The sequence below is a fragment of the Spirillospora sp. NPDC029432 genome (genome assembly GCF_040703975.1).
GTDB lineage: Bacteria > Actinomycetota > Actinomycetes > Streptosporangiales > Streptosporangiaceae > Spirillospora.
Map to the genome: position 1 here is coordinate 31,082 of NZ_JBEZWH010000043.1, position 16,160 is coordinate 47,241.

20 protein-coding genes and 1 pseudogene are annotated in these 16,160 nt (G+C 71.0%); 7 read left to right on the top strand and 14 right to left on the bottom strand.

What is annotated here, in order from left to right; translation table 11 throughout:
• Positions 1–5: 5 nt before the first annotated feature.
• Entirely contained in the window at positions 6–1,403 is a 1,398-nt protein-coding gene (rox, locus tag AB0881_RS27995) for a rifampin monooxygenase (protein ID WP_366621501.1), read from the bottom strand.
• A gap of 193 nt (positions 1,404–1,596) precedes the next feature.
• On the opposite strand from rox, the gene AB0881_RS28000 reads away from it, so the two are divergent.
• Complete coding sequence (locus tag AB0881_RS28000; RefSeq protein ID WP_366621503.1) at positions 1,597–3,744, top strand: hypothetical protein; 2,148 nt, start codon at positions 1,597–1,599, stop codon at positions 3,742–3,744.
• On the opposite strand, the gene AB0881_RS28005 is transcribed toward AB0881_RS28000, so the two are convergent.
• Both AB0881_RS28005 and AB0881_RS28010 read right to left on the bottom strand, forming a co-directional pair.
• Positions 3,741–4,391 carry a phosphatase PAP2 family protein gene (locus AB0881_RS28005; protein ID WP_366621505.1) on the bottom strand — a complete coding sequence of 217 codons (651 nt, stop codon included), beginning with the start codon at positions 4,389–4,391 and terminating at the stop codon, positions 3,741–3,743. The genes AB0881_RS28000 and AB0881_RS28005 overlap by 4 nt on opposite strands.
• A gap of 34 nt (positions 4,392–4,425) precedes the next feature.
• Entirely contained in the window at positions 4,426–6,042 is a 1,617-nt protein-coding gene (locus AB0881_RS28010; RefSeq protein WP_366621507.1) for an AMP-binding protein, read from the bottom strand.
• 161 nt (positions 6,043–6,203) lie between these two features.
• On the opposite strand from AB0881_RS28010, the gene AB0881_RS28015 reads away from it, so the two are divergent.
• Positions 6,204–6,746, top strand: a complete 543-nt coding sequence (locus tag AB0881_RS28015; RefSeq protein WP_366621508.1) for an NUDIX hydrolase — start codon at positions 6,204–6,206, stop codon at positions 6,744–6,746.
• Here the strand turns inward: AB0881_RS28015 and AB0881_RS28020 are convergent.
• Together AB0881_RS28020 and AB0881_RS28025 are read right to left on the bottom strand one after the other, a co-directional pair.
• Positions 6,736–6,930, bottom strand: a complete 195-nt coding sequence (locus AB0881_RS28020; protein ID WP_366621510.1) for a hypothetical protein — start codon at positions 6,928–6,930, stop codon at positions 6,736–6,738. The two genes, AB0881_RS28015 and AB0881_RS28020, sit on opposite strands and share 11 nt — an antisense overlap.
• 10 nt (positions 6,931–6,940) lie before the next feature.
• The gene (locus tag AB0881_RS28025; protein ID WP_366621512.1) at positions 6,941–7,120 is read right to left on the bottom strand and encodes a hypothetical protein; all 180 of its coding nucleotides are present in this window, start codon (positions 7,118–7,120) and stop codon (positions 6,941–6,943) included.
• Between the two features lie 88 nt (positions 7,121–7,208).
• Between AB0881_RS28025 and AB0881_RS28030 the strand changes: the two genes are divergently transcribed.
• A complete protein-coding gene (locus tag AB0881_RS28030) occupies positions 7,209–7,661 on the top strand; it encodes a MarR family transcriptional regulator (protein WP_366621514.1) in 453 nt (150 codons plus the stop codon).
• A 15-nt stretch (positions 7,662–7,676) separates the two neighbouring features.
• Here the strand turns inward: AB0881_RS28030 and AB0881_RS28035 are convergent, their stop codons facing one another.
• From AB0881_RS28035 to AB0881_RS28045, 3 genes are all read right to left on the bottom strand, one after another.
• Positions 7,677–8,210 (bottom strand): hypothetical protein, encoded by a 534-nt coding sequence (locus AB0881_RS28035; protein WP_366621516.1) that lies wholly within the window; start codon positions 8,208–8,210, stop codon positions 7,677–7,679.
• Positions 8,211–8,277: 67 nt separating this feature from the next.
• Entirely contained in the window at positions 8,278–8,472 is a 195-nt protein-coding gene (locus AB0881_RS28040) for a DUF397 domain-containing protein (RefSeq protein WP_366621518.1), read from the bottom strand.
• A complete protein-coding gene (locus AB0881_RS28045) occupies positions 8,469–9,296 on the bottom strand; it encodes a helix-turn-helix transcriptional regulator (protein ID WP_366621520.1) in 828 nt (275 codons plus the stop codon). The genes AB0881_RS28040 and AB0881_RS28045 overlap by 4 nt, the downstream gene beginning before the upstream one ends.
• 155 nt (positions 9,297–9,451) lie before the next feature.
• Between AB0881_RS28045 and AB0881_RS28050 the strand changes: the two genes are divergently transcribed.
• The gene (locus tag AB0881_RS28050; protein ID WP_366621522.1) at positions 9,452–9,856 is read left to right on the top strand and encodes an ATP-binding protein; all 405 of its coding nucleotides are present in this window, start codon (positions 9,452–9,454) and stop codon (positions 9,854–9,856) included.
• Between the two features lie 288 nt (positions 9,857–10,144).
• Here AB0881_RS28050 and AB0881_RS28055 read toward each other — a convergent pair whose 3' ends face one another.
• Positions 10,145–11,188: a saccharopine dehydrogenase NADP-binding domain-containing protein gene (locus tag AB0881_RS28055; RefSeq protein ID WP_366621524.1), complete on the bottom strand. Its 1,044-nt coding sequence runs from the start codon at positions 11,186–11,188 to the stop codon at positions 10,145–10,147.
• An 88-nt stretch (positions 11,189–11,276) separates the two neighbouring features.
• Between AB0881_RS28055 and AB0881_RS28060 the strand changes: the two genes are divergently transcribed.
• The gene (locus AB0881_RS28060; RefSeq protein ID WP_366621526.1) at positions 11,277–12,191 is read left to right on the top strand and encodes an AraC family transcriptional regulator; all 915 of its coding nucleotides are present in this window, start codon (positions 11,277–11,279) and stop codon (positions 12,189–12,191) included.
• 166 nt (positions 12,192–12,357) lie between these two features.
• Complete coding sequence (locus AB0881_RS28065; protein WP_366621528.1) at positions 12,358–12,789, top strand: nuclear transport factor 2 family protein; 432 nt, start codon at positions 12,358–12,360, stop codon at positions 12,787–12,789.
• 288 nt (positions 12,790–13,077) lie between these two features.
• Here the strand turns inward: AB0881_RS28065 and AB0881_RS28070 are convergent, their stop codons facing one another.
• The 4 genes and pseudogenes from AB0881_RS28070 to AB0881_RS28085 all read right to left on the bottom strand — a co-directional run bounded on the left by AB0881_RS28070 (position 13,078) and on the right by AB0881_RS28085 (position 15,291).
• Positions 13,078–13,380: a DUF4259 domain-containing protein gene (locus AB0881_RS28070; RefSeq protein WP_366621575.1), complete on the bottom strand. Its 303-nt coding sequence runs from the start codon at positions 13,378–13,380 to the stop codon at positions 13,078–13,080.
• 14 nt (positions 13,381–13,394) lie between these two features.
• A pseudogene (locus AB0881_RS28075) lies at positions 13,395–13,553 on the bottom strand (DUF4259 domain-containing protein); the annotation flags it as partial.
• A complete protein-coding gene (locus tag AB0881_RS28080) occupies positions 13,550–13,867 on the bottom strand; it encodes a hypothetical protein (RefSeq protein ID WP_366621530.1) in 318 nt (105 codons plus the stop codon). The gene AB0881_RS28080 and the pseudogene AB0881_RS28075, both read right to left, overlap by 4 nt.
• Before the next feature lie 413 nt (positions 13,868–14,280).
• Positions 14,281–15,291 (bottom strand): NADP-dependent oxidoreductase, encoded by a 1,011-nt coding sequence (locus tag AB0881_RS28085; RefSeq protein ID WP_366621532.1) that lies wholly within the window; start codon positions 15,289–15,291, stop codon positions 14,281–14,283.
• A gap of 111 nt (positions 15,292–15,402) precedes the next feature.
• On the opposite strand from AB0881_RS28085, the gene AB0881_RS28090 reads away from it, so the two are divergent.
• Positions 15,403–15,999: a helix-turn-helix domain-containing protein gene (locus tag AB0881_RS28090; RefSeq protein ID WP_366621534.1), complete on the top strand. Its 597-nt coding sequence runs from the start codon at positions 15,403–15,405 to the stop codon at positions 15,997–15,999.
• On the opposite strand, the gene AB0881_RS28095 is transcribed toward AB0881_RS28090, so the two are convergent.
• A complete protein-coding gene (locus AB0881_RS28095) occupies positions 15,996–16,154 on the bottom strand; it encodes a hypothetical protein (RefSeq protein ID WP_366621536.1) in 159 nt (52 codons plus the stop codon). The two genes, AB0881_RS28090 and AB0881_RS28095, sit on opposite strands and share 4 nt — an antisense overlap.
• Positions 16,155–16,160 lie beyond the last annotated feature (6 nt).

Here is a 16,160-nt window from a genome sequence, read left to right on the forward strand (position 1 = left end):
CGCGGTCAACCGGCGGCGGCGCCGAACCAGGTGGGGAGGTGGGCGCGGAGATCCTGCTGGTCCTCGCCCGTCCACGCCACGTGGCCGTCGGGGCGGAGGAGGACGGCGGGGACGTCCAGTTCCTCGCTGGCGTCGGCGACGCGGTCGACGCGGTCCGACCAGCCCTCGACCGAGAGGCGGCCGGTCTGGTCGAGGAGCAGGCCGCGCCCGTGGTGCATGTGCTCGTACAGGCGGCCCCGCTTGAGTGCCACGTCCCGCAGGCGGCGGCCGAGGAGGGGGTGGCCCTCGCCGAAGTCGTAGCGGATCCCGATCGCCGTGATCTTCTCGATCAGGTGGCGCCGCACGTCCTCGACGTCCATCAGCTCCGAAAGCAGCCAGCGGATCGCCTGGGGGCCCGGCTCGGAGGACATCAGCGCGGCCTGCGCGCGGGTGAGGTCCAGCACGGCCGCTGCCACCGGGCGGCGCTCGGCCTCGTAGCTGTCCAGCAGCCCCTCCGGGGCGTGGCCGCCGATCTCGGCGGCCAGCTTCCAGCCGAGGTTGAACGCGTCCTGGACGCCGAGGTTGAGGCCCTGCCCGCCGATCGGCGGATGGATGTGCGCCGCGTCGCCCGCCAGCAGCACCCGGCCGGACCGGTAGCGCTCGGCCAGCCGGGTGCCGTCGCCGAAGCGGGTGACGAAGCGCGGCGAGTGCACGCCGAAGTCGGTGCCGGCGACCTCCCGCAGCCGCCGCTTGAACCCCTCGAACGTCGTCGGGGCGGAACGGTCCTCGGCCACCTCCTCGGTGCGCATGACGAAGCGGTACACGCCCTCCTCGTGGGGCGCGGGGCCCGCCACGGTGTCCAGGTTCTCCCGCGGGTCGGCCACCTCCATCTCGCCCAGCAGCCACTCCATCGTGGCGGGCTCGCCGGGGAAGCCGACGCCGAGCAGCCCGCGCACCGTGCTGCGCCCGCCGTCGCAGCCGACGAGGTAGCGCGCGCGGAGCCGGGTGCCGTCGGCCAGTTCGGCGGTCACCCCGTCGCCGTCCTGGCTCAGCCCGGCCAGTTCGCTACCGCGCCGGATCTCGGCGCCGAGCCCGGTGGCGTGCTCGGTCAGCAGGCGCTCGGTGATGGTCTGCGGGATGCCGAGGAGGTACGAGTGCGCGGTGTCCAGCCCGTCCGGCGGCGGCTTGGAGATGCCGGCGAAATGGCCCCCGAGCGGGTACTGCCGGCCGTGCTCGAGGAACCGCTCCAGCAGGCCGCGCTGGTCCATCACCTCGATGCTGCGCGCGTGCAGGCCGAGCGCCCGGACCTGCCGGGTCGGCTCGGCCTCCTTCTCCAGCACGACCACGCGCACCCCGTGCAGCCGCAGCTCGGCGGCCAGCATCATGCCGGTCGGCCCGCCACCGGTGATGATCACATCGAACATGGAATCCCCCATTGCCGTTCGCTTTTTCCGCGGTTTCCGGCGCCGGCTGGAGATTCTGCAACGCGACCAGGGCCTTGCCGCAAGCCCCCCGGTGCGCTATAGATTGAAAATGGCAGGGAACGCATATCCTCCCTGCCATTCTTCTTCGTGCCGGGCCCCGGCCATTCCCCCGGCTGGCTATCATCCGGTGATCATGAGCGGTAGGTGGCGCAGGATCGCGCCGTGGGCGCTGATGGTCCCGCTGACGGCGGCCCTCGCCGCGGCCTGGTGGGCCGGGCTGCTCGACGTCCTCGACAAGACGGCCGGCCCGGTCGCGGTGCTGCTCCAGCTCGCCATCTTCCTCAGCGGCTGGGCGGTGGCCGGCCGGCCCGGCACCGAGGGCGGCGCGGGCGGCGACGGCCTGGACGACGGCGCCGCCAAGCTCGCCGACGCGGTCGAGGCGTTCTGGGCGGACGAGCTGGCCAAGCGCGGCCTCGTCCGCGAGCACGACCTGCTCCCGGTCGATCTGCTGCCGCTCGACCCGACCGGCCGTCCGGGCGGGCCGCACGCCCCGGTGACGCTCGACTCGGTGCGCTCCGCCGTCGACGCCTACTCGGCGGTCGGCTCCCGCTGCTGGGTGATCCTCGGCGGGCCGGGCAGCGGGAAGACGCTGCTGGCCGCGCTCATCACGGTCGGGCTGGTCCGGCAGTGGAAGCGGCGCGCCCGCGAGGAGGACGGCGTCCCGCGCGCGCCCGTCCCCGTCTACGTCTCGCTGGCCGGCTGGGAGCCCTCGGAGCGCAGCACGCTCGTGGACTGGATCGTGGCGCGGCTGGAGGAGGGCCACGCGTACCTGACCGGCGCCCGGGCGCTGCTGGAGGCCGGCCGCGTCCGCCCCGTCCTGGACGGCCTGGACGAGATCGGCGTCCCCCGCGACCGGCCGGGGAGCGAGGACGAGACGCGCCGGCTGCGGTCCGAGGCGCTCGCGCAGATCGCCGACTGGACCGCCCGCTGGGACCGGGAGGACCCCGAGCGTCCCGGCGTCGTCCTCACCGGCCTGACCGGCGCGTACCGCAGCGCCGTGTCGCGGACGCGCACCGGCCGGCAGCGCGCCGCGATCCCCGGTGCGCGGGTGGACGAGGTCCGCCCGCTCGGCCTCGACCGGCTGCGGGAGCACGCCGCCCGGATGGTGTCGCCGACGCAGCGGGACCGCTGGGCGTCGGTGCTGCGGCACCTGGAGCAGCCGGTGCCCGCCGCCGGCGTGCTCGCCAACCCGCTGATGGCGACGCTGGCGTTCGAGGTCTACGACGACGACCGCCGCGACCCGCACGACCTGCTCGCGTACGCCGACACCGCCTCCCTCGAACGGCATCTGCTCAGCTCGCTCGTCGACCACGCCTACCCGGAGGACGAGGGCGCGGCCGGCGACGGCGGGGACGCGCGGCCGCGCGACTGGCTCGCCCACCTGGCCCGGCGCGTGCGGGACGAGGACCGCAACGACATCAGGTGGTGGGAGCTGACCGGCCGGTGGGAGCGGATCCTCGCGGCCCTCGTCACCGTGCTCTGCGTCGGGCCCGCCGCCGGCCTCGGCTTCGGCCTGCTGTTCTTCGAGTGGCTGCACGTCTACCGGTGGGCCGATCCGGTGTGGGGCGCCGCGGCCGGCGGGCTGCTCGGCGCCGGATGGGGGCTCGGCCTCGGCGCGGCGGCCGCGCGCGGGCAGCCGCCGCCGTCCCAGCTGCGGTTCCGCGGCGCGCGGCGGCGGCTGCCGCAGATGTTCCGGGCGGGCGCGCTGACCGCGATCTTCGGCGGGGCCGCGGGCTGGGCGTTCACCCGGGACTGGGCGGGCCTCGCGGCCGGCGTCGCGTTCGTCCTCCCGATCGCCCTGGTCTACTCCGCCGCCTCGCCCGACGCCACCGTCCGGGTCGCGGACCCGCAGCGGCTGCTGCGCACCGACCGGACGGTCGCGGCGGTGTTCGGGGCGGCGTACGGGGCGCCGATCACGCTGCTGACCGCGTTCACCGTGGACCCGCTGATCGGGGTGGTCCTCGGCCTCTTCTGCGCGGCCGCGGGCGCGTTCACCTACGGCGCGCCGTGGGTGGCCGCGATGCCGAGCGGCCAGGCCGGCGCCGTCGCGATCGTCCGGCTGTGGCTGGCGCGGGTGGTGAGCCGGGGGCGCCTGCCGAGGGACGTGCTGGGCGCGCTGGACGACGCGTACCGCCGCAACGTGCTCCGCCGGGTCGGGCCGGTGTACGAGTTCCGGCACGCGTGGCTGCGCGACGTGCTCGCGGGCCCGCTCCCGGCCGGGGACGGCGACCGCCGTGCGGACCCGGACCCCGACCCGGACCCGGTCGGCGGGGCCGTCTAGGCGGACGCCCGGACCGGGCCGCGGCGCGCGCGCCGGGCGGCGAGCAGCGGCTCGGCGCGGCGCGCGGCCAGGCAGGCGGTGCCCGCCACGGCCAGCCCGGCCAGCAGGTCGGCGAGGTAGTGCTGGTGGACCAGCAGCGTGGACGCCATGATCAGCACGCACCAGGCGGCGGCGTACCGGCCCGCCCGGTGCCCCGACCACAGCCAGTGCAGCCCGATCACCACCGAGAACCCGGTGTGCAGGCTGGGGAAGCAGTTGTACGCCTGGTCGCTGCCGTAGACCAGCCGCAGCAGCGCCGAGAACGGGTCATCCCCGGTGATCTCCGGCCGTTCCATCCGCGTCTGCGCGAAGACGTAGAAGAGGAAAGCCGTCACCAGCAGCATGATCCCGGCCAGCAGCGCCGAATGGGCCAGCCGGGGCCGCTTCACCGCGAAGTACACCAGCGTCGCGGGGCCGAGCAGCAGCGCCGAGACGTACGGCACCACCATCGGCTCCCACAGCGGGATGTGCGCGTCCAGCGGCATGCGCGGGCTCCACCGGGCCGGGCCGTGGTTGAGCACCGGATACAGCGAGAACAGCGCCACCAGTACCGCGGTGAGGACCACGGTCGTGACCGTCTCGCGGCGGCGCTGGTCGGCGGTGGTCATGCGGCCCCTCCGGCGATGATCGTTTTCGCCCACCCTAGAGCCCGTGCGCGGCCCGCCGGGAGCCCTCCTCCCGCAGCACCCGCCGCACGACCTTGCCGAGCAGGTTGCGGGGGAGGTCCCGCCGGGGCCGGAACTCCGCCGGGACCTTGTAGTGCGCCAGGCTCCGCTCGCAGTGGCGGCGCAGCTCGTCGGCCGAGAACGGGTACGCCGGATGCTCCACCACATGCCCGATCACGCGCTCGCCCCGCCGCTCGTCCGGCTCGCCCGTGATCGCGCAGTCGAACACGGCCGGATGGCGGCGCAGCACCTCCTCGACCTCCGACGGGAAGACGCTGAAGCCGCTCACCTTCACCACGTCCTTGCGGCGCTCCAGCATGGTGAGGAAACCGTCCCGGTCCATCACGGCGATGTCGCCCGTGCGCAGCCAGCCCTTGGACAGCACCTCGGCCGTCGCGAGGGGGGCGTTCCAGTAGCCGGCGAACACCTGCGGCCCCCTGACGACCAGCTCGCCGGGCCGTCCCGGCGGCAGCGCGCGCGTCGGCTCGTCCGGGTCGACGACGACCGCGTCGGTGCCCGGCAGCGGCACGCCCACGGTCAGGTTGCGGGCGCGCGGCCCGATCGGGTTGGCGGTCACCGCCGGGGACGCCTCAGTGAGCCCGTAGCACTGGATCAGCCGGCCCGGGCACACCTCCTCGATCAGCCCGATCGTCCGCTCGGTCAGCCCGGCCGCGCCGGAGATCAGGATCCGCACCCGGCGCAGGTCCCGGCGGCGCAGCCGCGGATGCACCAGGACCTGGTCGTACAGCGTGGGGACGCCCGGGAAGATCGTCGGCCGGTGCCGCCGGATCGCCCTGACCATCTGCGCGCAGTCCAGCCGCGGCAGCAGCACCACCGCGCCCGCCTTCATCACCGGCGAGACCAGGCAGCTGATCAGCCCGAACGAGTGGAACAGCGGCAGCACCCCCAGCGTCACCTCGCGGCCGTCCTCGGCCCCGGTGTCCCAGGCGTGCTGCTGGCAGGAGTTGGCGACCAGGTTCCGGTGCGTGAGCATCACGCCCTTGGGGCGCCCCTCCGTACCGCCGGTGTAGCAGATGGCGGCCAGGTGCCGGGACGGATCCAGCGGGTACTGGCGCACGTGCCGGTGCGGCGGCCTGCGCATCTCGTCCCACCGCACCACGCGCGCCTCGTCCGGGACCTCAGCGACCAGGCTGCTCCGCCGCCGCTGCGCCTCGACCACCGGCAGCCGCAGCGCCGCCCGCAGCCACCACGGCAGGTAGTCGACCAGCGAGGCGACGACGACGCGTTCCAGGGGGAGGTCGCGGACCGCCGCGTACGACAGGTCCAGGACCACGGCCACCCGCGCGCCGCAGTCGGTGATCTGCTGCGCCAGCTCCTCCCCGGTGTAGAGCGGGTTGTGCGGCACCGCGATCGCGCCGCGCCGCAGCACGCCGAAGAACGCGATGACCTGCTGCGGGCAGTTGGGCATGACCAGCGCCACCCGGTCGCCGGGCTGCACCCCGAGCGGGTGCAGCCCCGACGCGAACCGGTCCACGGCCTCCTTCAGCCGCCGGTACGTGAGCGTCCTGCCGTAGAAGTGCAGCGCGGGGCGCCGCGGATGGCGTTCGGCGGCGCCGTCCAGCAGCGCGATCACCGAGACGTCCGGGACATCCGGCTCGGTGGGGACGCCCGCCTCGTACCACCGAAACCACGGTTTTTGTGACGATGGCCACATATCCGTGGATTAAAACATCATTCCTCTGCGCGTGTCGGCGTCCTGTGACAATGAGGGAGGATCGATCCACGGAGGTGTCCATGATCCGCAAGCTCTCGTCCCGCGTCGTCTACGAGAACCGCTGGATGACCGTGCGCGAGGACGAGATCGAGCGGCTCGACGGCTCGCGCGGCATCTACGGCGTCGTGGACAAGAGCGACTTCGCCCTCGTCATCCCCGCCGAGAACGGCGGCTTCCACATGGTCGAGGAGTACCGCTACCCGATCGGCCGCCGCACCTGGAACTTCCCGCAGGGCTCGTACCCGGACGGCCGTACCGGCGACCCCGAGGACCTGGCCCGGCGCGAGCTGGCCGAGGAGACCGGGTTCCGCGCCGGCACGATGACCCGCCTCGGCTACCTCAACTGCTCCCACGGCACCAGCTCCCAGGGCTTCCACGTCTACCTGGCCACCGACCTGACCCCCGGCGAGACGGCCCGCGAGCTCGAAGAGCAGGACATGGCGCAGGGCTTCATCACCCGGGACGAGTTCGCGTCACTGATCCGCTCGGGCGCCATCACCGACGACTCCACCGTCGCCGCGTACACCCTGCTCCGCCTCCACGAGGACGCGCTCAGAACCTGACGACCGCGAACACGATCCCGCCCACGACATGGGCGGCCACGGTCAGCCACAGCGCCACGACGAAGACGTTCTTCGCCGTGGGGTGATCGAACTGCGACCCCGGCGTCCGCGCCGCGGACCGGCTCTGCGCCTGGTCCTCCAGCTCGTCCAGCGAGGGCAGGAACGACGGCCTCCTGATGGGCATCCGGGCCTCCTCAGTGCAGGTAGACGGCGAGCACGATCCCGCCGACGACATGGGCGGCGACGGTCACCACCAGCGAGACGACGAACAGGTTCTTGGCGACGGGGTGGTCGAACTGGCTGCGCGGGTCGCGCGGCGGCAACTCGGCCTGGCGCCGCGCGATGCGCTCCTCCAGCGACTGCTTCCGGAACATCCGTCCTCCGTTGCCCGGCCAACGATTGGCGTACAAAGTATTGTCGTACTAACTTTTATAGCCCATGACACCCGCACTTGGAGGACCGGTGGCCGGTGATCTGACCGACATCCAGGACCCGCTGGCACTGGAGAACCAGGTCTGCTTCGCCCTGGTGGTGGCCTCGCGCAGCGTCCTCTCGCTCTACCGCCCCATCCTGGAGCCGATGGGCCTCACGCACCCGCAGTACCTGGTGATGCTCGCCCTCTGGGAGCACCAGCGGCTCTCAGTCAAGGAACTCAGCCGCCTCCTCCAGCTCGACCCGGGAACCCTCTCCCCGCTCCTCAAGCGCCTGGAGGCCGCCGACCTGATCACCCGCCGGCGGGACACCCGGGACGAACGCCTCCTCGCCGTCACCGTCACCCCCGCCGGCCAGGCCCTCCGCGCCGAGGCCGAGAAGATCCCCGCCACCATCATGAGCCGCCTGAACATGAACGTGGACGAGCTCAAAGCCCTCCACGCCACCCTCACCCAGGTCATCAAGGCCGCCACCCCCACATGACCCCGCCGGGACCGGTCAGGGGCCGTAGGCGAGCGGCTCGTCCGAGGGCCAGGACGGCGGGAGCGGCCGCGCGGCGAGCTCGTTCCTGGCGAGGGCGAGCAGGACCTCGACGGCCGAGCGCGGATGGAACTCCCAGGCTTCCCCCTCGACCAGGTGGAAGGCGACCGTCCAGCGCTCCGGCGCGACCCCGCGTTCGGCGATCCACAGAAGCTGCGGGCCGTCCTCCGTGCACCCCCAGTCCAGGACGGTGGAATCACGCTTCCGCAGGGGAACGGGCACGGCCTCGGGACTGCCTTCCCATTCCTCCTTGAGATAGGCGTCCCAGAACAGCCCCTGCGCCTTCAAGTTGAAGGCCTGCACGCTTTCCTCGGGGCCGTAAATCTGAATGTAGTCGTTGAAGGCCCCCGCGCCGTACAGCTCGATGAGCCGCTTGTAGTCGGCGGGAACATCGAACCCGAGGGCACTTCTCACATCCGCCCAGTCGGGAACGGGCCCTGAGATCCGTTCCATCCGGGTCAGCCGCGCGAGTTCGTCGAGTCCGCCGCCCACCGTGCCCCCGCGATCGTTTCCGGCCCTGGCGGTAAATGAAACCACAGAGCCGTTCCGACCTCGGCCGTCAGCCGGCGCGGACCCACCCCACCAGCCTGGCGAACGCGGCGGGGGACAGCGTGAGCCTGGGCCCATCGGGGTCTTTGGAGTCGCGTACGGCAATGGCGCCGGCCAGATCGGCCAGTTCGACGCACTGGCCGCCTTGACCACTGCTGCGGCTGCTCTTCCTCCAGTGAACGTTGGACGGGTCCAGCGTGGTCATCTGAAGTCCTCCAGAGCTCGCAGGATCATTTCCCGAGACTCGTTCGCCGGAAGAGCCTCGCCCATCAGCAGATCGAATCGTACGCCAGAATCGTCGACGAGTCCCGCGTCGTCGATCAGCTGCCCGAAGCCCGGTCCTTCCTGGTAGAGCAGCTCACCGCCGTCCTTCAGGTGGAGCACGGTGAACGAACCGTCGAGACCCGCATAGGTGACCGAGGCGAACGACAGAATGCGCACCTGAATGTGCTGCGCGTCGACGAATCGCGCGAGCATATCCAGCTGCTCGCTCATCACCTCGGGGCCGCCGACCGGCCGATGAAGGGTCGACTCGTCGAGGATGAACAGGGCCTTCGGCGGCTTCTCGCGGCGCAGGATCGCCTGCTCCTCCATTCTCGCCGCGACCCAGTCCTCCAGCGCGGCCGGTGTACGGCCCGCGCTGCTGATGGCCCGCGCGTAGTTCTCGCTCTGGAGCAGCCCTGGAACGAGTTGCGCGCTGAAGGAACGGATCGAGGTGGCTTGAGCCTCCGCTTCGAGGTAGGCGGGGAAGCCGGGGAGGAGTACGCGGCGGCGCTTCTCCTTCTTGTGGTCGTTCCAGATCCGGTGGAAGCGGCCGTCGGTCCCGAAGAACGTGTCGACGTCCATGGCGAACTTCTCCGACGGCGGTTTCTTGGCCAGCTCGACCTGATTGATCCACTGCGCGGTGTACCCGAGCTTTTCCGCGAGCCTCTGCAGGGACAGCTGAGCCTTCGTCCGGTGGTGGCGCAGCTCCGTACCGAAGTGGGTGAGCAGAGAGCCCGGTTCGTACTCGCACTGGGCAAGAGGCATGGAAGGCGCCTCCTCTATGTCCACCGGCTCCGTGGTTGACGATGCCGGGAGGGGGGTTGACGTGGGGAAGTGCACTGTTCGTTGCTGAGAGTAATCCAATCGCTATAGGCTTGGCGGCACATTCGGCAGAACAACGTACAGGCGGCGATGACACGATGACGGCGCAGGTGAAGGAGCCCTTCGTCTTCACGCTGGCGCTCCGCGCGCGGGCGGGCGCGGTGGTGCTGGCACGGGACCTGGTCACGATGGCGTTCGAGCAGTGGGGCCTCGAACGCCTCGACTACAACGGCCGGCTCATCATGAGCGAGCTGACGACCAACGCGGTGCGAGCCTGCGAGGAGGACGCCGAGATCACCGTACGGGTCTGGCGCGCGGACGGCGGGGATCCGGTCCTTGAGGTGAGCGACCCCAGCCCCCTGCTGCCGGTGTACGGGAACGCCGACCTCGAAGCGGAGCGAGGGCGCGGGCTGTTCATCGTGAACCTCCTGGCGAAGGACCTGATCGTCCTCCGCCGGACCGGGACCGAAAAGACGGTACGGGCGGTCATGGACGCCACGTGAGGCGACCATGTCACTGAGACCCCAGGGCCCCAGCACCAACGACGTCGTTCCCAAGACACCGAATATCAACGCGATCCGCACAGACGGGCTGCGGGTGCGCCGTTATCTGGGACGCAATCGACGCCTTATGTTCCGGTCGGCATGCTGGCTTCATGACGCCTGAGAACGCGACGCGCGCGGCTGTTCCACCTGCGGGTGCGCGGCCGGCGATGCCGGGTCCTGGATGTCAGGGCGGCGCCGTCGGCGGTCGGTGCGGATGAACGGACCGTGCCCAGCGCTCGTTCGTGATCAGGACGGGGGAGTGATGGTCCAGGTCAGGCCGTGCGGGGCGAGGGCGTCGAGGAAGTCGGTCGGGTCATAGGCCTGTGCGGGGGCCAGGACGCCGGGGGCGGCAGGTGCGGTGATGAGGCGGGTGGCGGCCTCTGCGGCGATCGCGGCGGTGATGCCGTACGTGTCGCGTCCGCGTACGACGGCTCGGGCATCTTCGCCGGTGGCGGTGCGGGCGTCGAGTACGTAGGTGAAGCGCTGGCCGTCGCGGGCGTCCTCGGCGGGGCCTTCGGGCAGGCCGTCGATGATCTCCGGGGTGGGTGCGGTGTTCAGGCGGGCGCTGAGCGCGGCCTCGACCGCGCCTTCCAGGGCGCGGACGGTGATGTGCCGGGGAATCGTCACCACTTCTGGCAGCGGGGCGCGCATGACGGGCGTCGGACGCGGGTCGCCGGGGAGGGTGATCTCGGTGCGCAGGGGCGCCGTGCCGGTGCGCCAGTCACCGTTCTCGTAGGCCAGGCCGCCGGTTCGGAAGTGGTCGACGGTCTCGGCGAGCGAGCGGAGCGAGCCGCGGGACATGCCGCCGCCTCCGGCGATCACATGGGTGCTGGTCAGGGTGTCGAGGGGGCCGTACCGCTCGGCGAGCAGGTGCGCGAGGAGGTCGGTGGGCGCGCAGCCGTCGTTGGCGGCCGGGACGACGGTGACTCCGGCGCGCCGGGCGTCCTGCCCGAAGGCGTCGAAGACCTCCTTGACGAACACCTGCTCGCCCGCGGTGTCGACGTAGTGGCAGCCGGCGGAGATGGCCGCGCGCACGACCGCGGCGCCGGTGAGGGTGAACGGCCCGGCGCAGTTGACGACCGCGTCGCAGTCGGCCAGGGCGGCGGCGAGCGACTCGTCCGGCAGGGCCACCCGGATGTCGGCGTCCGGCATACCGACGGCCGCCGCGGCCTTCTCCAAGCGCCCGGCGTCCCGTCCGGCCGGCACCGGTCGGACGCCCCGACGCGCCGCCAACTCGGCGAGGACGAGTTTTCCTTGGTAGCCGCTGGCGCCATAAACAGCAATTCTCATGCCATGGACGCTAAAGCGCGCACCATGGACGCTGGAATACGTGATCAGCGCCCATGTTTGCGCGATCGTCTTGCCCTAGGGTGAGCGCGTGGACGTTCTCTCGGACGTGATCAGCGCGGCACGCCTGGGACGGCCGCATTCCTCCCGCGTCACCAGGACCGCGCCGTTCGGGGAGTCGTTCCCGGAGGCGCGGGCCGCCGGATTCCATATCGTCCTGCAAGGGACCTGCACGTTCGTCGGGCCGGCGGGGGAGCCCGTCACCCTGGGGCAGGGCGACCTGGTGTTCCTGCCTCGCGGGGCCGCCCACGGGCTGGCCGACAGCCCGTCCACGCCGTTGCGGCGGGCGCCCGCGGCCCCGGGCGAGGACGGGGACGTCGTCCTGCTGTGCAGGGCGTACCTGCTGGACGCGGCCGGGCACCCCATGCTGGACGCCCTCCCCGATGTCATCCGCCTGCCCGCCCGCGTCGGCCGGTACCCCGAACTGCGCGCCGCCGTAGACCTGCTCGGCGCCGAACTCGCCCAGGCGGCTCGGCCGGGCGCCGACGCGGCTCTGCCCACGCTGCTCGACCTCCTGCTCCTCTACATCCTGCGGGCCTGGTTCGCCGAGAACCGCGACACCGAGGAGGACGGCTGGGGCGCCGCCCTGCACGACCCGGCGGTGTCGGCGGCGCTGCGCGCCGTTCACGGCGACCCCGCGCACCCGTGGACGGTCGAGGAACTCGCCGCACAGGCGGGGCTGTCCCGGGCGGCCTTCGCACGGCGCTTCACCCGCCTGGTCGGCCGACCGCCGCTGACGTACCTGACCTGGTGGCGCATGACGACGGCCGCGCGGCTGCTCCGCTCGTCGGACGCGTCCGTCCAGTCGGTCGCCCGGCGGACCGGCTACACCTCGCAGTACGCCTTCAGCCACGCCTTCAAGCGCCACTACGGCGCGCCACCAGGCGTCTACCGCCAACGCCCCGAGCAGCCCCTCACCCCGGCGCCCCGCGCCCCCGCGCCCTAGAACGCGTCACCGTACGAGTGCTCCACTCCGGAAGCACGTACGTCCCACCGGACACGGCCCGAAACCGATCCCACCGGCCGGGGACCGCCTGGCGACCGCCGGCCACGGGTCGTCGTTACCTGGGACGTAATGGACGCCGTTATGCGATGGTCGGCATGCTGGACGTGTGACCACTGAGAATGCGACACGTACGGCCGTTCAGGATTTTCTTCGGGTAATGGCGGCCGGGGAGGACCTCGGACCGCTCTTCGCCGAGTCCGTCGATTGGAAGCTGGACTGGCCCGACGAAGGGCACCCGGACGTGCCGTGGATCCGGTCCCGGACGACCCGGGAAGAGGCCGCCGCGCATTTCCGCGAGCTTCGCGAGTATCACGTTCCGGAGAAGAACGCCTCGCAGGTGCACCAGATCCTCGTGGACGGCACGGACGCGGTCGTCCTCGCGACGATCGCCCAGACCGTACGGGCCACCGGCCACGAGTACACGGCCCGCTGCGCCCTCCACCTGACCTTCGAGAACGGCCTGATCACGCGCTACCACGTCTACGAGGACAGCCTCTCGGTCGCGAACGCCCTGTCCCGTGGTGCTGTGGCTGCTTAGCTTGCGGCGCATGTCCACTTCTGACGAGTTGATCCGGCTCTCGCCAGACGAGGGCTTTGGTGCTGTACGACTTCGCTCACCGCCTGGTCCCCGACATCAGCGCCAAGACTGCGCGACCCCGTCTACCTGCTGGCCCTTGGCGAGACACCGGAGGCCCGCAGGAAAGGTGACCCAAGCTGAGGACACCTGGTCGATGGGATTGCTGTACAGCACGGAAGTACAGCAATGGCCTCCATACAGCGGCTCACACAAGCTACCGATGGCACACGGCATAAGCAGCACGCGGGCTCATGTGTCGGTGGGAGTCAAAACCGCCTTGAGTTTGGCGACCTCGTCGTGCCATGGGTGGTCGTCAGTCGTCTCGTCCCAGAGTTCTCGGATCTTGGAGCCGGGAGCGATGATGCGATCGAGGGCGTCAGCTGCCAAGGTCACCAGTTCCATGGGCAACGGCGGGATGGGCTGCTCGGGGGCGTAGACGCTATCGAGCGGCGTTCCTTCTGGCTGCTGAGCGGCAACCAGCGCGGCCGCAGCGATGGCTGGGCAAGCGACACGGCTGGTGGTCTGGCCTCTGGGCCCCAGGACCGCGGACAGCGTTCGCGAATCAGGTCGGCGCGCCGGCCGGGCTCGGTACGGTCGAAGCCGGCGACGAAGTCCGCAGCGTGGTCATTGTCGAATGGTCCGACACCCCAGGTGCCCATCTTCGCTCGCCTTCGCTTCTGCTTCCGTCGAGTGGTGTGTTCGTCCTGCCGTCTCGTTCGCCTCATGCAGCCGCTGCCACATGCACACAGCCAGGGGCGGACGCTGAGCGGCGATGATCGGGCAGTTCCTCGCCGACCGGATCACCTGAGAACCAGCTCAGTAGGAAGTCGGTGACCGTGTCGCCGACCACGCGGTGATCATCGCTGTGGCGTGGCCAGAGGGCGACGGGCCATCGGTCAGGCTCACCCTGGGTGAGCCAGCGCAGGTGGTCGCCGTTCACGGAGTTTCCCCATGACAGGAAGCCACCCGGCTCCGGCCAGGCCGCGAACGGGTGGTCCTCCGGCCGCTGTGAGCGGAAGGAGCGGTACTGATCGCCCATCGTCCGCGCCTCCGCGTCTTGGAGAAGCCGTGCCCGTCCCGCCGGGGATCGCCCACGCCCAGCCACTCGGAGAAGTCACTCGACCCATAGGTATCGATGAGCGCCACATAGTCCGGCGGCAGGCTCGTGCCCAAGGAAGTGAACAGCTCCTCCCAGTCACCCAGCGCGAACAACCGGTCCGGCGGTGGAGACACAAGAGTGACGAGCCGTTCCAATGCACTTTGACCTTCACCTACGGGCCGACTGTAGCGGGCAGGCCCGACAGGAGCCTTCGCTAGAGCGTCGGCCACCAAGCTTCCCCGCACCGTCGATGTCATGCCGCACTCACGCACCGAACTCGCTGCTCCCCTTTAGCGAGGAGCGGAACGCCCCCTCAGACGAGGTTGGAGGCGGCCTGCGAAAACGGCTCGTTCCTAAGCGACCGTGAGCACGATCTTGCCTTGGATATGTCCTCGGGAGGCGCGTTCGTGCGCGGCCCAGGCGTCCGCGAGCGGGAACGTGCTGTCGATCGCGACGCGGACCGTACCGGCGTCGAGGAGGCTTCCCAGTTCGGCGAGCTGCGCACCGTTCGAGCGGACCTGGGCGGCCGACACCGTCACGCCCAGCTTCGCGCTCTCCTCATCCTTGAAGTCGGCGAAGAACACCGGAAACAGCGCGCCGCCGCGCTTGAGCGTGCGCAGGAACCGGCTGCTGGCGCTGCCCCCGACGGTGTCGAGGACGAGGTCGGCGCCGCGCACGAGTTCCTCGGGACGGCTCTTGGTGTAGTCGATGAACCGGTCGGCGCCGAGCTTGCGCAGGAACGACTCGTGCCCGCCCGAGGCCACCGCAATGACACGTGCACCCCTCCATTTCGCCAGTTGCAGCCCGAAATGGCCCACGCCGCCCGCGGCGCCGTTGATGAGCACCGTCGTGTCGGCGCCCAGGGGCACCGGGCGATGCCGCGCCTCCTGGAAGGGCGACGGGTGGTCGTGCCCGAGCTCGATCAGGAACTGCCACGCCGTCAGCCCGGCCATGGGCACCCCCGCGGCGTGTACGTGATCGATGCCGGTCGGCTTGCGTGCGAGGTCCGACGCGGGCGCGGTCACGTACTCGGCGTACGCGCCGCCGTCGAAACTCGGGAAGCGAAGGAGACCGAAGACCTCATCACCGGGAGAGAAGCCGTCCACGTCCGCTGCCACGGCCTCGATGACGCCGGACACGTCCGTACCCGGGATCACGGGCAGCCTGAACTTCGGCCGCGTCTCCGGAGGCAGGTTGGTCAGTCCGTCGCGCAGGTACCAGTCCGGAGGGTTGACACCGACCGCGTGCACGCGGACGAGCACCTCACCCGGCCCGGCCTCGGGAACCGGCACCTGGTCGCAACGCAGAACCTCGGGACCGCCGTGCTCATACAGCCGGATCGCCCTCATCGTGTGTGTCGGCATCGTCATCTCCTGCCCCTGCCTGGGGATACGCTGAACGGATCAGTGATCCGTATCATCCGGACCACTGATCCGAATATATGGATCACTGATCCGGATAGTCAAGGAGAAGCGATGCGGGCCGACGCCAGGAAGAACCACGACCACCTGCTCGCGGTCGCGGGCGCCGTCATCACCGAGGAGGGCATCGATGCCTCCCTGCGCGACATCGCACGCAGAGCGGGCGTGGGCCTGGCCACCCTGCTCCGCCACTTCCCTACGCGCGAGGCGCTTCTCGATGCCCTGCTCCGCACGAGCTTCGACGAACTGACAGCGAAGGCGAGCGAGCTCGAAACCTCGAAAACGCCCGACCATGCACTGCGGTCGTGGCTACGCGACTTCGTCGCCTGCGCGCACAACTATCGAGGCGTCGTGGCGCTGATGGCGGCCGCCATCGAGGACACCGAATCCGCACTCCATGCTTCCTGCGTCACGATGCGCGCGTCCGGCACGCGGCTACTCGCCCGCGCTCAGGCCGAGGGCATGGCGCGTACCGACATCGACGGCACCGACCTGTACGCGCTGGCCGGCTCACTCGCCTGGCTCAGTGACCAGCCCTCGCTCGCGGCCCGCGCCGACCACCTGTTCGACGTTGTCACAAGCGCGCTCCTGACGAACGCCGACACCAGCGACGCGAAGGCCGACCAGCAGGGGACCGAAGAGGCGGATTAGCCGCTGGCATTCCCTGACTCGCTCGCGTCCAGGATGACCATGGAGGCTGCCCAGATGAGGCCGCCCGCGGTGAACGGGACGAGGCGCGCCGTGATGTCCGACTCGCCGTGAGCGTGCACCGGCTCGTACGCGATGACGGCGGTGACTGCTGCCATGGCTAG

Bases quoted from the DNA above. Each gene is read 5' to 3' on its own strand.
- rox (WP_366621501.1), bottom strand. From the start codon at position 1,403: ATGTTCGATGTGATCATCACCGGTGGCGGGCCGACCGGCATGATGCTG.
- AB0881_RS28000 (WP_366621503.1), top strand. From the start codon at position 1,597: ATGAGCGGTAGGTGGCGCAGGATCGCGCCGTGGGCGCTGATGGTCCCG.
- AB0881_RS28005 (WP_366621505.1), bottom strand. From the start codon at position 4,391: ATGACCACCGCCGACCAGCGCCGCCGCGAGACGGTCACGACCGTGGTC.
- AB0881_RS28015 (WP_366621508.1), top strand. From the start codon at position 6,204: ATGATCCGCAAGCTCTCGTCCCGCGTCGTCTACGAGAACCGCTGGATG.
- AB0881_RS28020 (WP_366621510.1), bottom strand. From the start codon at position 6,930: ATGCCCATCAGGAGGCCGTCGTTCCTGCCCTCGCTGGACGAGCTGGAG.
- AB0881_RS28025 (WP_366621512.1), bottom strand. From the start codon at position 7,120: ATGTTCCGGAAGCAGTCGCTGGAGGAGCGCATCGCGCGGCGCCAGGCC.
- AB0881_RS28040 (WP_366621518.1), bottom strand. From the start codon at position 8,472: ATGACCACGCTGGACCCGTCCAACGTTCACTGGAGGAAGAGCAGCCGC.
- AB0881_RS28045 (WP_366621520.1), bottom strand. From the start codon at position 9,296: ATGCCTCTTGCCCAGTGCGAGTACGAACCGGGCTCTCTGCTCACCCAC.
- AB0881_RS28050 (WP_366621522.1), top strand. From the start codon at position 9,452: ATGACGGCGCAGGTGAAGGAGCCCTTCGTCTTCACGCTGGCGCTCCGC.
- AB0881_RS28055 (WP_366621524.1), bottom strand. From the start codon at position 11,188: ATGAGAATTGCTGTTTATGGCGCCAGCGGCTACCAAGGAAAACTCGTC.
- AB0881_RS28080 (WP_366621530.1), bottom strand. From the start codon at position 13,867: ATGGGCGATCAGTACCGCTCCTTCCGCTCACAGCGGCCGGAGGACCAC.
- AB0881_RS28085 (WP_366621532.1), bottom strand. From the start codon at position 15,291: ATGCCGACACACACGATGAGGGCGATCCGGCTGTATGAGCACGGCGGT.
- AB0881_RS28090 (WP_366621534.1), top strand. From the start codon at position 15,403: ATGCGGGCCGACGCCAGGAAGAACCACGACCACCTGCTCGCGGTCGCG.
- AB0881_RS28095 (WP_366621536.1), bottom strand. From the start codon at position 16,154: ATGGCAGCAGTCACCGCCGTCATCGCGTACGAGCCGGTGCACGCTCAC.